Here is a 14,511-nt window from a genome sequence, read left to right as displayed (position 1 = left end):
CAGCTTCGCGCAAGCAACTTGACCTATCGTGGCGACAGTAGGCTGCGGAGTCGGGGCGCGTGATAAACACCTATCTGGACTATCGGCTGATCGCCAGGGACATGGGCAAGGCCATCGACCGCGTCGAGCGACAGCCTCAGGTCGAGCGCGAGACGGCCTACTACCTCGACAACATCGGCAAGGTGAAAACCGTCGAGGAGTTCGTCAACAACGACCGGCTGTTCCGCTATGCCATGAAGGCGCACGGCCTCAGCGACATGGCCTACGCCAAGGCGTTCATGGTCAAGGTGCTGAAGGAGGGCGTCAGCGATCCCGACAGCTTCGCCAACAAGCTGACCGACAAGCGCTACGCGGAATTCGCGGCCACCTACAATTTCGAGAAGCTCGGCGAGCAGGCCACCATCTACAACAGGGCCCAGCACGAGGTGCCGAAGAATTTCGGCCTGCAGGTCGACCTGGCGATGGGCCAGGAGGGCTTCCGCTTCTATCAGGCCGAAACGGCGAACTTTGTGGCGAACATCGGCAGCATAAAGTCGATCGACGACCTTCTCGGCGACCAGCGGCTGCTCACCTATGCGATGGCGACGTTCGGGCTGAGCGCCACGACCGAGACGCCTGCGCGGATCCGCGAGATGCTCGAAGGCGGCGTCGCCGACCCGCAGAGCCCCGCCAACAGGCTGGCGGACAAGAGCTGGGCGGCCTTTGTGGGCGCCTTCAACTTCGCCGAGCACGGCGCCGGGACGACGGCGCGCGACGCCGTGCAGAAGACCGTCCCGCAGCAATACGTCGCCCTCACCGAGATGGTGCTGATCAGGCCGCATGCCGACCACGTCAAGGCCGAGGCCGCCTACTACGCAGCCAATATCGGCAAGGTGACGTCGATCGACGGCCTGATGCGCGACACCAGGCTGCTCACCTACGCGATGGCCGCCTACGGGCTCGACGCCGCCACCGAAAAGCCGGCGACCATCCGCGAGATGCTGGAAGGCGGCGTCACCGATGCGGACAGTCCGGCGAACCTGCTGGCCGACAAGCGCTACGCCGCCTTCGTCGGCGCCTTCGACTTCGTCGAACACGGAACGCAGACGACGACGCGCGACGCGGTGACGAAGGAGACGCCTCGCCTCCACGGCGCGCTGTCCGAGCTGGGACTGGTTAGGCCGGGCGCCGACTACGTCAAGGCTGAGACGGCCTACTACCTGGCCAATGTCGGCAAGCTCGAATCCATCGACGACATGATGGCCGACAGGCGCCTGCTGAATTTCGCGCTGTCGTCCTACGGCCTCGATCCGGCGGTCGAGACGCCGCAGCGCATCCGCCAGATGCTGGAGGGCGGCGTCAGCGATCCGGCTAGCCCCGCCAACAAGCTGACCGACAAGCGTTACGCCGGTTTCGTCGCGGCCTTCAACTTCGCCGAATACGGCGAGAAGGCGACCACCATCACCCCCGCGCAGCTGCCGGCGATCGACAAGTTCATGCGCCAGACGCTCGAGGAGGATGCGGGCAATCGCAACGAAGGCGTCCGCCTGGCCCTCTATTTCGAACGCAAGGCGTCCGGCATCACCAACTTCTATCAGGTGCTGGCCGATCCCGCCCTGGCTCAGGTGGTGCGGACCGCCCTGTCGCTGCCCGACTCCTTCGCCTCCGCCGACATCGACCGCCAGGTCAAGTTCTTCGAGGAGAAGCTGGACATCAAGGATTTCAGCGACCCGCAAGCGCTCGAAAAATTCCTCACCCGTTTCACCTCCCTCTGGGAAATCGCAAATCCGACCTCTCCGGCGCAGGCGGCGACCTCGATCCTGTTCAGCCAGCCGGTCGAGTACGGCATCTCCACCAACCTGCTGTTTTCCATCCAGAGCATGCGGAGATAGGCCGTGCAGGACGCCCTTTATGTCGCGCTGTCCTCGCAGGTCGCGCTCGAACGCCGCTTGAATACGATCGCCGACAATGTCGCCAATGCCGGCACGGTCGGCTTCCGCGCCACCGGCGTCAAGTTCGAGGACATGGTCACCGGCATCGGCCAGAAGGCCGTTTCCTTCAGCTCTTCCGGCGACACCTTCATGTCGACGCAGATCGGCGCGTTGCGCGAGACCGGCAATCCATTCGACTTCGCCATCCAGGGCGACGCCTGGTTTGGCATCGAGACCCCTGCCGGCGTCGTGATGACGCGCGACGGCCGCTTCACCATGCTCGACACCGGCGAGCTCGTCACCCTGCAGGGCCATCCCGTGCTCGATGCCGGCGGCGCGCCGATCCAGCTCGATCCGCAGAACGGAACGCCGAGCTCCGGTGCCGACGGCGGGCTTACCCAGAACGGCCAGCCGGTCGGCGCTATCGGCCTGTTCAATTTCGATCCCGGCGAGAATTTCGTCCGCTACGGCAATTCCGGCATCGTGCCGTCCGGCGCGCCCGAACCGGTGATCGATCGCAACGACATCGGCGTGGCCCAGGGCTTCCTGGAGGAATCCAACGTCAATCCGATGCAGGAGATGGCGCGCCTGATCATGGTCCAGCGCGCCTTCGAGAATGTCGCGGCGGCAATCCGCGGCACCGACCGGACGCTCAGCGAGGCGATCACCACGCTGGGATCGAAAACCTAGAACGGACGTCTCTCGAAAGCGTGCAGCGGCGGCGGGATAAAGACATGCGCAAAATCATGAACCTACAGCCGGTCGGACGCTTACGGTGACAGCAACTCCTCAGCCAGGCCTCTCGGCCATGCCGATGCCTGACCCTCTCGACCTTCTGGAACGGAGCTGGCTGCGCTTCCGCGACGAGCGCACGCTGGTGCGGCGCGGCGGCAAGGTCGTCGAGGTCTCGCCGACGCACTATCGCGTGCGCGGGCTTTCGGCGGCGGCGCGGCTGGGCGACATGGTGGAATTGCGCGGCCATGGCGCGGCCCGCCGCGGCGAGGTCGTGCAGATTGGCGCGGACGAGGTCCTGGTCGCGCCCTTCGACCGCGCCTCGGACGCCGGCATCGGCGACCTGGTCATGGTGCACGGACCGTTCGCGGTTACCCCGCATGCGAGCTGGCGCGGCCGCGTGATCGACGCGCTCGGCCGCGCCATCGACAATGGCGCCACGCTGGTCGAGGGCGACCCGCGTCGGGCCGCCGACACGGCGCCGCCGTCGGCGCTGTCGCGCCAGCGCGTCGAGACCGGCTTCCGCACCGGCGTTCGCGTCGTCGACATCTTCACGCCGATCTGCTTCGGCCAGCGCCTCGGCGTCTTCGCCGGCTCCGGCGTCGGCAAGTCGACGCTGCTGGCCATGCTGGCTTCGGCGGGAGCCTTCGACACCGTCATCGTCGCGCTGGTGGGAGAGCGCGGCCGCGAGGTGCGCGAGTTCCTGGAGGACACGCTCGGCGAGCGCAACATGAGGAAGACGGTGGCCGTCGTCGCCACCAGCGACGAGAGCGCCATGATGCGCAAGCGCGCGCCGGACACGGCCATGCGCGTCGCCGAACATTTTCGCGACCAGGGCCATCGCGTGCTGCTGGTGCTGGATTCCATCACCCGCTTCGCCCATGCGCTGCGCGAGGTGGCGATCGGCACCGGCGAGCCCCCGATCTCGCGCGGCTATCCGCCCTCGGTCTTCACCGACCTGCCGAAGCTGCTGGAGCGCGCCGGACCCGGTGCCGACGGAAGCGGCTCGATAACCGCCATCATCTCGGTGCTGGTCGACGGCGACGACCACAACGACCCGATCTCCGACGCGGTGCGCGGCATCCTCGACGGCCATGTCGTGCTCGACCGGACGATCGCCGAGCAAGGTCGCTTCCCCGCCGTCAACCCGCTGTCGTCGATCTCGCGCCTGGCGCAAAAGGCCTGGAGCGGCGACCAGCGCGCGCTGGTGGCGCGGCTGAAAGCGATGATCGCGCGCTTCGAGGACACGCGCGACATCCGCCTGCTCGGTGCCTACCAGCCGGGTGCCGATCCCGATCTCGACATGGCTGTGCGCCAGGTGCCGACGATCTACGAGGCGCTCAACCAGTCGCCAGGCGATCCGCCGTCGGCCGATCCGTTCGCCGACCTCGCCCGTCACCTCAAAGCCAGGGAGAAGCCGAATGTTGTCCAGCCGGGCTGAGGAATCGCCACACCGTTCGGCCGAAACGGCACGCACCGCGCCGGCACGCCGGTGGAGTGTCGCGCGGCTGTTCCGCCGGCGGCAGTCGAAGCCGCGAAAGCCGCCCTTCAAGCGCAAGCGCAGCGACCTGGTCGTGGCCGGCCTCGGCATCGCGCTCGGCTTCGGCTGCGCCGTGTTCCCCTGGTACATCTTCTTCAACCAGGAGAAATTCGGCATCCGCGCGCTGAAGTTCGAGGGCGGCGGCGAGCGCACCGCGCCGATAATGCTCGGCTCGGGCGGCGAGCGCGTCGGCGCGCCGATGTCGGCGGACGACATTCCGCCGATGCAGCTCGACCTGTTCGCGACCGGAACGGTGTCGCCCGGCGACGACGACGATGAGGACGACGGCCCGCCCGAGCAATTTGCCGAGCAGCCGTTTCCGGAAGTCACGGTCGACTACCGGCTGGTCTATGCCGCTGCCGGCCGCGCCATGATCGCCGACGAGACCGGCATGTGGGTGGTGCAGCGCGGCTCGCTGCTTCCCGACAACAGCAAGGTGGCGTCGATCGAGCAGCGCGGCGGCAATTGGGTGCTGGTGACGTCGCGGGAGAGGATCGTGGAACTGTCGGCCAACTGACCGTCCGGCCACAAGCCCCGCGCAAGACTGGCCTCCTAGAGTTCCGGACAACCGCCCGGAATCCGGAATATCGTGCATGCAGCCCGTCAACCTCTTCAGCCTCGCCACCCGGCAAGCCGAATGGCTCTCGGCGCGCCAGGCGGCGGTCGCCGGCAACATCGCCAACGTCAACACGCCGGGCTACCGCGCCGTCGACGTCGAAGCCTTCGACAAGGTGCTCGACCGCACCGGCGTCAGCCTGACGGCGACCCAGCAGGGTCATTTCGGCCTGGGCGCCGAGCAGGCGAGCTTCAAGCTGCGCGACGACGACCGCAGCACCGTCGTCCTGCCCTCCAACAACACGGTGGTGCTCGAGCAGGAACTGATGAAGGGCGGAGAGGTCGCGCGCTCCTTCGAGCTCAACACGGCGATCGTCAAGGCCTTCCACCGCATGATGCTGATGAGCGCGAGGGGCTGACCGCATGGATGCGCTCACCGCCACCCTGAAAGTCGCCGCGTCCGGCCTTGGCGCGCAGTCCGAGCGTCTGCGCGTCGTCTCCGAAAACCTCGCCAACGCCCAGTCCACCGGCCAGGCGCCGGGTGCCGACCCCTATCGGCGCAAGACCATCAGCTTCGCGGCCGAGCTCGACCGCGCCAGCGGCGGCTCGCTGGTCGAGGTGGTGAAGATCGATCGCGATCAGGCGGACTTTCCCGTCGAGTTCATGCCCGGCCACGAGGCGGCCGACGACGGCGGCTACGTCAAGATGCCGAACGTCAACGTCATGATCGAGATGGCCGACATGACCGAGGCCAACCGCTCCTACGAGGCGAACCTGCAGGTCATCAAGCAGGCGCGCCAGCTCATCTCGCTCACCATCGACCTGATGAGGCAGCAATCGTGATCACCGGCATCGGCCCGCTCAGCCTCATCGCCCCGGTAGGCACTACGGGTGGTCCCGGCCCGTCCGGCGGCACCACGGCGGAAGGCGGCGTCTCCTTCGCGGAAATGGTTTCGGACACGGCCGGCCGCACCGTCGGCCGCATGCGCGAGGCCGAGCAGCTTTCGGTGGAGGCCCTGCAGGGCAAGGGCGACATGCGCCAGGTCGCCGACGCGGTGATGAGCGCCGAACAGTCGTTCCAGGCGGCGGTGGCGATCCGCGACAAGATCGTCGCCGCCTATCTCGAAGTCAGCCGCATGGCGATCTAGGAGCAGAAAAGATGAGAGCACTCTCCATCGCCGCCACCGGCATGAACGCCCAGCAGACCAATCTCGAGGTCATCGCCAACAACATCGCCAACATCAACACCACCGGCTTCAAGCGCGCCCGCGCCGAGTTCACCGACCTGCTCTACCAGGTCGACCGGCTGCAGGGCGTGCCGAGCCGCGCCAATGCCAGCATCGTGCCGGAGGGGGTGAACATCGGCCTCGGGGTCAAAACCGCGGCGGTGCGCAACCTCCACATCCAGGGCAGCCTCACCAACACCGGCAACAGATACGACCTGGCGCTGACCGGCAGCGGCTGGTTCCAGATCGACGGCGCCGACGGCGAGACGCTCTACACCCGCGCCGGCGCCTTCAACACCAACGCCACCGGGCAGCTGGTGACGCTCGACGGTTATACCGTGCAGCCGGCGATCACCGTCCCGCCGGACGCCGTCGACGTCATCGTCAACAAGTCCGGCCAGGTGTTCGCGCGCATCGACGGCCAGATCGAGCTGCAGCTGCTCGGCCAGCTCACGCTGGCGAATTTTGCCAACGAGTCCGGACTGGCCGCGCTCGGCGACAACCTTTTCCGCGAGACGCCCGCTTCGGGCGCGGCCATCGTCGGGGTGCCCGGCGATCCCGGCTTCGCCACCGTCGAGCAAGGCTATCTGGAGGCCTCCAACGTCGACCCGGTCAAGGAGATCACCGAGCTGATCTCGGCGCAGCGCGCCTATGAGATGAACTCGAAGGTGATCCAGGCCGCCGACGAGATGGCTGCCACAGTCTCCAAGAACCTGAGGTGAGACGATGCGCGGCCGGCTGCTTCCCGCTCTCGCTGCCACGGCACTGCTGCTCGCCGCCGCGCAAGCCGTGGCGGGCGAAGCCGTGCTGGTGCCGAACCGCGTCATCTATCCCGGCGAGACGGTCGAAGCCGAGGCCTTGAAGACGGTGATCCTCGCCGAGGGCAAGGTTGCGCCGGACGGCGCGGTGGTGGCGCTGGCCGACCTCGAGGGCAAGATCGCCAGGCGCACGCTGCTTCCCGGCCGCTACGTCAAGGTGAACGCGCTGCGCGAAGCCTATCTGGTCGAGAAGGGCGTGCCGGTGGAGATGGTGTTCGTCTCCGGCGGGCTCAGCATTTCGGCGACCGCGGTAAGCCTGCAGGCGGGCGCGGCCGGCGACATGGTCAAGCTGCGCAACGCCGACAGCGGCAAGATCGTGTCGGGCATCGTCATGGCCGACGGCACCGTCAGGGTCGGCGGCTGATGCGGCGGCTGTTGGCACTGGCGCTCGCGGCGCTGCTCGCCTGCCAGGCGGCCGCTGCCGACGACAGCCGGGCCGGCCGGCGGTTCGGCCCGGGCGGCGATGGCGGTACCGACAGCGGCGTGGGCGACCAGGCCGTGCTCTATGACGGCCGCGGCCTGACCACGGTACGCATCAAGGACATCGCCCAGCTGCAGAGCAGCCGCGACAACCAGCTGGTCGGCTACGGCCTGGTGATCGGGCTGAACGGCTCGGGCGACGGGCTGCGCAACGCGCCCTTCACCGAGCAGTCGATCCGCGCCATGCTCGAAAATCTCGGCATCGCCAGCGAGGGCGAGCGTTCGCGCGCCAAGAACGTGGCGGCCGTCATCGTCACCGCCAACCTGCCGCCTTTCGTCCAGCCCGGCGCGCGCATCGACGTGTCGGTGTCGTCGCTCGGCGACGCCACCTCGCTGCAGGGCGGCACCCTGGTGATGACGCCGCTCAAGGCTCCCAACGGCGAGATCTACGCGGTGGCGCAGGGTCCGGTATTCATCTCCGGCTTCACCGCGCAGGGGCAGGCCGAGACTTTGACGCAGGGCGTGCCCACCGCCGGACGCGTGCCCAACGGCGCCATCGTCGAGCGCGCGGTCGAGGCGGCGTTCGCCAGCCTCGGCACGCTGATCCTGCAGCTGCGCAACGCCGACTTCTCGACGGCGGTGCGCATGACCGACACCATCAACGACTATTCGATGGAGCGTTTCGGTCGGCGCGTCGCCGCCGAGCAGGATTCGCGCACCGTCGTCATCAAGAAGCCGGACAAGATTTCCGCAGCCCGCTTCTTCGCCGAGCTGGAAAACCTCGTCGTCGACGCCGACGCTCCGGCGCGCGTCGTCGTCGACGAGCGGACAGGCACGATCGTCATCGGCAACCAGGTGAGGATCGCGCGGGTCGCCGTCAGCCACGGTGCGCTTACCGTGCGCATCACCGAAGCGCCGCGCATCGTCCAGCCGGAACCGTTCTCGGAGGGCGAGACGGCGGTCGAACCCTTCACCGCCATCGAGGCCGGCCAGCCCGACGCGCAGGTGGCGGTGCTGGACGGGCCGGACCTGCAGACCCTGGTCGCCGGCCTCAACCGCCTCGGCGTCAAGCCGGACGGCATCATCGCCATCCTGCAGGGCATCAAGTCGGCCGGCGCGCTGCAGGCCGACCTGGTGCTGCAATAGGAGGAGCGCCATGACCCGACCGCATCGCCCTCGCACCGCAGGCCTCCGCAACGCCGCGCTTGCCGCAGCGCTGCTGCTGGCGGCCAGCGTGCCCGCCGCAACCGAGACGATCCCGCTCTCGGGCACGGAATCCGCCTCCGAGATCGAAAAGTTCTGCACCGGCATCGCCGACGCCGCGCGCGACCGCCGCTACTCCCTGCAGGCGATGGAATTGAAGAAGCTCAAGGACGACATCGACGAGCGCATCAGGCGGCTCGAAGAGAAGCGGCGCGAATACGAGGACTGGATGAAGCGGCGCGAGACCTTCCTCGCCAAGGCGCAGGAGGACGTCGTGAAGATCTACGCCACGATGAAGCCGGACGCCGCCGCCGAGCGGCTTGCCGAACTCGACGCGCGCCTGGCGGCCGGCATCCTGATGAAGCTCGATTCGCGCAAGGCGGGCGTCATCATGAACGAGATGAACAGCAAGGCAGCCGCGACGCTCACCGCCATCATGGCGAGCGCCGCCCGCCGGGAAGATCCCTCATGATGACACGATTGTCCGTCCTCGGCGCCGTCGTTCTGCTTGCCGGCTGCGCCAACAATATGAAAGAACTCGGGCGGGAGCCCGCGCTGTCGCCGGTCGGCGCCGGCGTCGCGGTGGCGCCGCAGTCGGCCTACAGCTACGCCAAGCCCGCGCCGCCGCCGGCCAAGCGTTTTTCCTTGTGGAACGACAGGCAGAGCCGCTTCTTCACCGATCCGCGGGCGATCGACGTCGGCGACGTCCTGACGGTCAACATCCGCATCAACGACCGCGCCCGTTTCAAGAACGAGTCCGACCGCAGCCGCAGGGCCGAGCGATCCATGGACATCGGACTGGCCGGCGACTGGAACGGCGTCAGCGGCGCGGTCGCCGGGACGGGAAGCGTCGAATCCACCACGTCCACGGACAGCACCGGCGCTACCGCGCGCTCGGAGGACATGGTGCTCAACGTCGCCGCCGTGGTGACCGACGTCATGCCGAACGGCAACCTGCTCATCCGCGGCTCGCAGGAGGTCAGGGTCAACGCCGAGCTCAGGGTGCTCACCATCGCCGGCATCGTGCGGCCGAAGGACATCGGGCCGGAGAACACCATCTCCTACGAACGCATCGCCGAGGCCCGCATCTCCTATGGCGGCCGTGGCCGCCTGACGGAAGTGCAGCAGCCGGCCTGGGGTCAGCAGGTCGCCGACCAGATCCTGCCCTTCTGACGGGAACGACGATGGCGGTCATCGAACAGAGTCCGGCACCGGCCAAGGGTCCATCCCTGGTGGCGCAGCTTGGCGCCCTGCTGCTGATGACCGCGACGGCGATCGGCGGCGGCTGGTTCGCCGGCGACTATCTCGGTGCCACGACCACTCACGAGGAGACGGCCGGCGCTCCCGCCGCACCGCATGCGGACGCGGAAGGCGCTGACGACAAGGGCGTGCCGGCAAGGCCAGTGCTGATGCCGCTTGCACCCATGACCACCAACCTCGCCGCGCCGAGCAGCGTATGGGTCCAGATGGAGCTGGCGCTCGTCGTCGATGCGCCGCAGCCGCCGCCGGAAGTCATCGAGGCGATCCACCAGGACCTGTTCGCCTACATGCGCACGCTGAAGATGCACCAGGTCGAGGGCGCCAGCGGCTACCAGCACCTGAAGGCCGACCTCGAGGAACGCGCCCGCATCCGCAGCGACGGGCAGGTCCGGCAGATCCTGATCCGCACCCTGTTGTTCGAATGACCCGTCTGTTCTGGATATTCGCGGCGCTCGCCGCCTCGACCGGCGCGGCCGGCGCGCAGCAGCTCGACCTCGGCGCCATCGGCCAGGCCGACGGCACCACGATCGGCTACATCATCCAGATGTTCGGGCTGATCACCGTGCTGTCGGTGGCGCCCGGCCTGCTGATCATGGTCACCAGCTTCACCCGCTTCGTGATCGCCTTTTCCATCCTGCGCGCCGGCATCGGGCTGCAGACGACGCCGGCCAACCTGATCCTGATCAGCCTGTCGCTGTTCATGACCTTCTATGTGATGGCCCCGACCTTCGACCAGGCGTGGAACAACGGCGTCCGGCCGCTGATGAACAACGAGATCGACGAGACGGTGGCGTTCGAACGCATCTCGTCGCCCTTCCGCGACTTCATGGTGCGCAACGTCCGCGACAAGGACCTCGACCTGTTCGCCGACCTGGCGCGCGAGCGCGGCCAGACGGTCGACGTCGAGAACATCGACCTGCGCGTGCTCATCCCCGCCTTCATGATCTCGGAGATCCGGCGCGGCTTCGAGATCGGTTTCCTGATCGTGCTGCCGTTCCTGGTGATCGATCTGATCGTCGCCACCATCACCATGGCCATGGGCATGATGATGCTGCCGCCGACCGTGATATCGCTGCCCTTCAAGCTGCTGTTCTTCGTGCTGATCGACGGCTGGAACCTCCTGGTCGGCAGCCTGGTCCGATCCTTCACCTGACGTTAACCATTTACCGCGCGTTTACCGTCCGGCTTACGCGTTTGGTAGGGACTCCCTGCCATCGTCCCTCCGGGATGGCGGGGTGATCTTTCTTCTTTGGTCATGGGCATGATGCCGCACCGTCATACCGGTCGACCCCGGTATGCAAGTTCAGTGCTGTGTACGAGTAAGGTAAACCTTCATGTCCAGTATCAATACCAACGTCTCGGCGATGACCGCGCTGCAGACGCTCAACGCGACCAACAAGAACCTCCAGGCCACCCAGGGCCGCATCTCGACCGGCCTGCGCGTCGCAGAAGCTTCGGACAACGCCGCCTACTGGTCGATCGCCACCACCATGCGCTCCGACAACAAGGCGCTGTCCACAGTCCAGGACGCGCTCGGTCTCGGCGCCTCCAAGATCGACACCGCCTACACCGGCATGAACAAGTCGATCGAGCTGGTCAACGACATCAAGACCAAGCTGGTCGCTGCCAACGGCGCCTCGGACGCCGACAAGGAGAAGTACGACACCGAGATCAAGGCGCTGCAGGGCCAGCTCAAGAGCTACGCCGATTCCGCGACCTTCTCGGGCGCCAACTGGCTGTCGACCGACACGACCTCCGGCCACGCCGCCGCCGGCACCTTCGACGACGTCAAGATCGTGGCCTCCTTCAACCGCAACGCATCCGGCGCGGCGTCGATCTCGACCATCGACGTCAAGGTGCAGGACATCAAGCTCTATGACGCCGGCTCGACCGACGGCACCACCGACGGCATCCTCGACGCCGTTCGTCTCGGCACCACCGGCGCCCGCCAGGCGGCGGCCTCGGCGCCGACCGCCGGCACCGACGCCGCCACCGACACCTACACGGTCTCGACCCTGTCGGTGAAGGATTTCAGCGACGCGCAGATCACCAAGATGCTGACGGTGGTCGAGGCGGCGCTGAAGGAGATGACGACGGCGGCCACCAATCTCGGCGCCGCCAAGACCCGCGTCGACCTGCAGAAGACCTTCACCGCCAGCCTGATGGACTCCATCGACCGCGGCATCGGCCAGCTCGTCGACGCCGACATGAACAAGGAATCGACCAGGCTCCAGGCGCTTCAGGTGCAGCAGCAGCTCGGCATCCAGGCGCTGTCGATCGCCAACGGCAACTCGCAGACCATCCTGTCGCTGTTCCGTTAAACCGAACCGCTCAGGCAACATGAGCGGGGCCGCGCTTCCGGGCGCGGCCTTTCTCTTTTGGCGGGTTTCATCGCGTCCGCGGAATAGCCTGCGGATGAGCGCGGCTGACGGTCCTTCTCCGGCTGGCACGGTGACCAAAAATTAACCATACCGGTTAGGACTTTGGTAGCCATCGCCCATCATAGTTAACGTCAGAATGGCGGATTGATCTCCACGAAACGATCATTGGCATGATGCCGCACCGTCATACCGGTCGAGCCGGTATGCAAGTTCAGTATTGCCTACGAACAGGTGAGTCCTCATGTCCAGCATCAACACCAACGTCTCGGCGATGACCGCGCTGCAGACGCTCAGCGCGACCAACAAGAACCTCCAGACCACCCAGGCCCGCATCGCCACCGGCCTGCGCGTATCCGAGGCGGCCGACAACGCCGCCTACTGGTCGATCGCCACCACCATGCGCTCCGACAACAAGGCGCTGTCCACCGTCCAGGATGCGCTCGGTCTCGGCGCCTCCAAGATCGACACCACCTACACCGGCATGAACAAGGCGATCGAGCTGGTCAACGACATCAAGACCAAACTGGTCGCCGCCAACGGCGCCTCGGATGCCGACAAGGAGAAGTACGACACCGAGATCAAGTCGCTGCAGGGCCAGCTCAAGAGCTACGCCGACTCCGCGACCTTCTCCGGCGCCAACTGGCTGTCGGTCGACACCACCTCCGGCCATGCCGCCGCCGGCACTTTCGACGACGTCAAGATCGTCGCGTCCTTCAACCGCAATGCATCCGGCGCGGCCGCGATCTCGACCATCGACGTCAAGGTGCAGGACATCAAGCTCTATGACGCCGGCTCGACCGACGGCACCACCGACGGCATCCTCGACGCCGTTCGTCTCGGCACCACCGGCGCCCGCCAGGCGGCGGCCTCGGCGCCGACCGCCGGCACCGACGCCGCCACCGACACCTACACGGTCTCGACCCTGTCGGTGAAGGATTTCAGCGACGCGCAGATCACCAAGATGCTGACGGTGGTCGAGGCGGCGCTGAAGGAGATGACGACGGCGGCCACCAATCTCGGCGCCGCCAAGACCCGCGTCGACCTGCAGAAGACCTTCACCGCCAGCCTGATGGACTCCATCGACCGCGGCATCGGCCAGCTCGTCGACGCCGACATGAACCGGGAATCGACCAGGCTGCAGGCGCTTCAGGTGCAGCAGCAGCTCGGCATTCAGGCGCTGTCGATCGCCAACGGCAACTCGCAGACCATCCTGTCGCTGTTCCGCGGCTGACGCTCTTCCAAAACGCCGAACCATCGGCTGGCCGCGCTCCTCCGGAGCGCGGCCTTTTCGTTTTCCGCCTCCCCCAGCCGGCTGGCCCGGCGTCTTAACACCGTATTAACCATGTTCGCATTAATCATGGTTAATCGAACCTTACGGCCGTCCGGCACATACGCTAACATGCTGATTCGGATGGCTGTTTAAATGGGGTGGCTTTCGTGACGAGCATCATGACCAACGCTTCGGCGCTGACGGCGCTGCAGAGCCTGAATGCGACCAACAAGACGCTCGAGACCATCCAGGCGCGCATCTCGACGGGCTTCCGCGTCGCCGAGGCCGCCGACAACGCCGCCTACTGGTCGATCGCCACGACGATGCGCTCGGACAACAACGCCATGTCGACCGTGCAGGATGCGCTGGGCCTCGGCGCCTCCAAGGTGGATACCGCCTACACGGCCATGAACAAGGCGATCGATCTCGTCAACGACATCAAGGTCAAGATCGTCGCGGCCACCGGCGCGACGGCCGCCGACAAGGAGAAGCTGCAGACCGAGATCGGCGTGCTGCAGGGCCAGCTCAAGAGCTACGCCGACGCCGCGACCTTCTCCGGCGCCAACTGGCTGTCGGTGAACGCCACCGTGGCCGGCGGTCATTCGGCGGCCGGCGTCCACAGCGACGCGCAGATCGTGTCCGCCTTCAACCGCGACGCCTCCGGCAACGTGACGCTCGGAACCATCAAGATCCAGGTCCAGAACATCAAGCTCTACGATGCCGGCGCCACCAGCAACGTCAACAAGGGCATCCTCGAAGGCCTCCGTCTCGGCACCACCGGGGTGCGCGCCAACACCGCCACGGCGGCCGCGGCGGGTACGATAAACGCCAATGACGGCTACTCCGTCTCGACCCTGACCGTCGTCGGCTTCACCGACACGCAGGTCACCCAGATGATCAAGGTGGCCGACAAGACACTCGCCGAGATGCAGGACGCGGCCGTCATCCTCGGCGCCGCCAAGAAACAGATCGACCAGCAGAAATCCTTCACCACCAGCCTGATGGATTCGATCGAGCGCGGCGTCGGCCAGCTCGTCGATGCCGACATGAACAAGGAATCGACCAGGCTCCAGGCCCTCCAGGTGCAGCAGCAGCTCGGCATCCAGGCGCTGTCGATCGCCAACTCCAACGCCCAGCGCGTGCTGTCGCTCTTCCAGCAGTAGCGGCGATCGGCCGCCACGCGGTCACATTTCGTC

Annotated in this window: 17 protein-coding genes; all 17 read left to right on the top strand. The window is 66.7% G+C overall.

Going from position 1 to position 14,511, the window contains the following annotated elements; genetic code table 11:
* Window positions 1–59: 59 nt before the first annotated feature.
* The 17 genes from AC5JDC_RS05840 to AC5JDC_RS05760 all read left to right on the top strand — a co-directional run bounded on the left by AC5JDC_RS05840 (window position 60) and on the right by AC5JDC_RS05760 (window position 14,478).
* Window positions 60–1,871 carry a DUF1217 domain-containing protein gene (locus tag AC5JDC_RS05840; protein WP_495839959.1) on the top strand — a complete coding sequence of 604 codons (1,812 nt, stop codon included), beginning with the start codon at window positions 60–62 and terminating at the stop codon, window positions 1,869–1,871.
* Window positions 1,872–1,874: 3 nt separating this feature from the next.
* The gene (flgF, locus tag AC5JDC_RS05835; RefSeq protein ID WP_495839957.1) at window positions 1,875–2,600 is read left to right on the top strand and encodes a flagellar basal-body rod protein FlgF; all 726 of its coding nucleotides are present in this window, start codon (window positions 1,875–1,877) and stop codon (window positions 2,598–2,600) included.
* A 118-nt stretch (window positions 2,601–2,718) separates the two neighbouring features.
* Complete coding sequence (fliI, locus tag AC5JDC_RS05830) at window positions 2,719–4,083, top strand: flagellar protein export ATPase FliI (RefSeq protein ID WP_495839955.1); 1,365 nt, start codon at window positions 2,719–2,721, stop codon at window positions 4,081–4,083.
* Complete coding sequence (locus AC5JDC_RS05825) at window positions 4,064–4,699, top strand: hypothetical protein (protein ID WP_495839953.1); 636 nt, start codon at window positions 4,064–4,066, stop codon at window positions 4,697–4,699. The genes fliI and AC5JDC_RS05825 overlap by 20 nt, the downstream gene beginning before the upstream one ends.
* Window positions 4,700–4,775: 76 nt before the next feature.
* Window positions 4,776–5,156 (top strand): flagellar basal body rod protein FlgB, encoded by a 381-nt coding sequence (flgB, locus tag AC5JDC_RS05820; protein ID WP_495839952.1) that lies wholly within the window; start codon window positions 4,776–4,778, stop codon window positions 5,154–5,156.
* Between the two features lie 4 nt (window positions 5,157–5,160).
* Window positions 5,161–5,580, top strand: coding sequence for a flagellar basal body rod protein FlgC (flgC, locus tag AC5JDC_RS05815; RefSeq protein ID WP_495839950.1), 420 nt, complete (start codon window positions 5,161–5,163; stop codon window positions 5,578–5,580).
* Window positions 5,577–5,885: a flagellar hook-basal body complex protein FliE gene (gene fliE / locus AC5JDC_RS05810; RefSeq protein ID WP_495839948.1), complete on the top strand. Its 309-nt coding sequence runs from the start codon at window positions 5,577–5,579 to the stop codon at window positions 5,883–5,885. The genes flgC and fliE overlap by 4 nt, the downstream gene beginning before the upstream one ends.
* Before the next feature lie 11 nt (window positions 5,886–5,896).
* Window positions 5,897–6,685: a flagellar basal-body rod protein FlgG gene (gene flgG / locus AC5JDC_RS05805; protein ID WP_106771396.1), complete on the top strand. Its 789-nt coding sequence runs from the start codon at window positions 5,897–5,899 to the stop codon at window positions 6,683–6,685.
* A gap of 4 nt (window positions 6,686–6,689) precedes the next feature.
* Window positions 6,690–7,145 (top strand): flagellar basal body P-ring formation chaperone FlgA, encoded by a 456-nt coding sequence (gene flgA / locus AC5JDC_RS05800; RefSeq protein WP_495839945.1) that lies wholly within the window; start codon window positions 6,690–6,692, stop codon window positions 7,143–7,145.
* The gene (locus AC5JDC_RS05795) at window positions 7,145–8,347 is read left to right on the top strand and encodes a flagellar basal body P-ring protein FlgI (RefSeq protein ID WP_495839943.1); all 1,203 of its coding nucleotides are present in this window, start codon (window positions 7,145–7,147) and stop codon (window positions 8,345–8,347) included. Before flgA ends, AC5JDC_RS05795 begins: the two co-directional genes overlap by 1 nt.
* 10 nt (window positions 8,348–8,357) lie before the next feature.
* Complete coding sequence (locus tag AC5JDC_RS05790; protein WP_495839941.1) at window positions 8,358–8,876, top strand: MotE family protein; 519 nt, start codon at window positions 8,358–8,360, stop codon at window positions 8,874–8,876.
* A complete protein-coding gene (flgH, locus tag AC5JDC_RS05785; RefSeq protein WP_106771400.1) occupies window positions 8,873–9,577 on the top strand; it encodes a flagellar basal body L-ring protein FlgH in 705 nt (234 codons plus the stop codon). Before AC5JDC_RS05790 ends, flgH begins: the two co-directional genes overlap by 4 nt.
* An 11-nt stretch (window positions 9,578–9,588) precedes the next feature.
* Window positions 9,589–10,089, top strand: coding sequence for a flagellar basal body-associated FliL family protein (locus AC5JDC_RS05780; RefSeq protein ID WP_495839939.1), 501 nt, complete (start codon window positions 9,589–9,591; stop codon window positions 10,087–10,089).
* Window positions 10,086–10,817, top strand: coding sequence for a flagellar type III secretion system pore protein FliP (gene fliP, locus AC5JDC_RS05775; RefSeq protein WP_106771402.1), 732 nt, complete (start codon window positions 10,086–10,088; stop codon window positions 10,815–10,817). Before AC5JDC_RS05780 ends, fliP begins: the two co-directional genes overlap by 4 nt.
* Window positions 10,818–10,998: 181 nt before the next feature.
* Entirely contained in the window at window positions 10,999–11,985 is a 987-nt protein-coding gene (locus tag AC5JDC_RS05770; protein WP_495839937.1) for a flagellin N-terminal helical domain-containing protein, read from the top strand.
* A gap of 301 nt (window positions 11,986–12,286) precedes the next feature.
* On the top strand, window positions 12,287–13,276 hold the full coding sequence (locus tag AC5JDC_RS05765; RefSeq protein WP_106771404.1) for a flagellin N-terminal helical domain-containing protein: 990 nt from the start codon (window positions 12,287–12,289) through the stop codon (window positions 13,274–13,276).
* A 206-nt stretch (window positions 13,277–13,482) separates the two neighbouring features.
* Window positions 13,483–14,478 (top strand): flagellin N-terminal helical domain-containing protein, encoded by a 996-nt coding sequence (locus AC5JDC_RS05760; protein ID WP_495839935.1) that lies wholly within the window; start codon window positions 13,483–13,485, stop codon window positions 14,476–14,478.
* The last annotated feature ends 33 nt before the right edge of the window (window positions 14,479–14,511 follow it).

The organism is Kumtagia sp. (assembly GCF_059502445.1).
The sequence above is the reverse complement of the archived record's forward strand: the minus strand, read 5'-3'. Positions and strand labels throughout refer to the sequence as shown.

Coding starts and splice junctions, on each gene's coding strand:
- fliI (WP_495839955.1), top strand. CDS start 2,719: ATGCCGATGCCTGACCCTCTCGACCTTCTGGAACGGAGCTGGCTGCGC.
- AC5JDC_RS05825 (WP_495839953.1), top strand. CDS start 4,064: ATGTTGTCCAGCCGGGCTGAGGAATCGCCACACCGTTCGGCCGAAACG.
- AC5JDC_RS05790 (WP_495839941.1), top strand. CDS start 8,358: ATGACCCGACCGCATCGCCCTCGCACCGCAGGCCTCCGCAACGCCGCG.
- AC5JDC_RS05780 (WP_495839939.1), top strand. CDS start 9,589: ATGGCGGTCATCGAACAGAGTCCGGCACCGGCCAAGGGTCCATCCCTG.
- AC5JDC_RS05765 (WP_106771404.1), top strand. CDS start 12,287: ATGTCCAGCATCAACACCAACGTCTCGGCGATGACCGCGCTGCAGACG.
- flgG (WP_106771396.1), top strand. CDS start 5,897: ATGAGAGCACTCTCCATCGCCGCCACCGGCATGAACGCCCAGCAGACC.
- flgB (WP_495839952.1), top strand. CDS start 4,776: ATGCAGCCCGTCAACCTCTTCAGCCTCGCCACCCGGCAAGCCGAATGG.
- flgC (WP_495839950.1), top strand. CDS start 5,161: ATGGATGCGCTCACCGCCACCCTGAAAGTCGCCGCGTCCGGCCTTGGC.
- flgA (WP_495839945.1), top strand. CDS start 6,690: ATGCGCGGCCGGCTGCTTCCCGCTCTCGCTGCCACGGCACTGCTGCTC.
- flgH (WP_106771400.1), top strand. CDS start 8,873: ATGATGACACGATTGTCCGTCCTCGGCGCCGTCGTTCTGCTTGCCGGC.
- AC5JDC_RS05795 (WP_495839943.1), top strand. CDS start 7,145: ATGCGGCGGCTGTTGGCACTGGCGCTCGCGGCGCTGCTCGCCTGCCAG.
- AC5JDC_RS05770 (WP_495839937.1), top strand. CDS start 10,999: ATGTCCAGTATCAATACCAACGTCTCGGCGATGACCGCGCTGCAGACG.
- fliP (WP_106771402.1), top strand. CDS start 10,086: ATGACCCGTCTGTTCTGGATATTCGCGGCGCTCGCCGCCTCGACCGGC.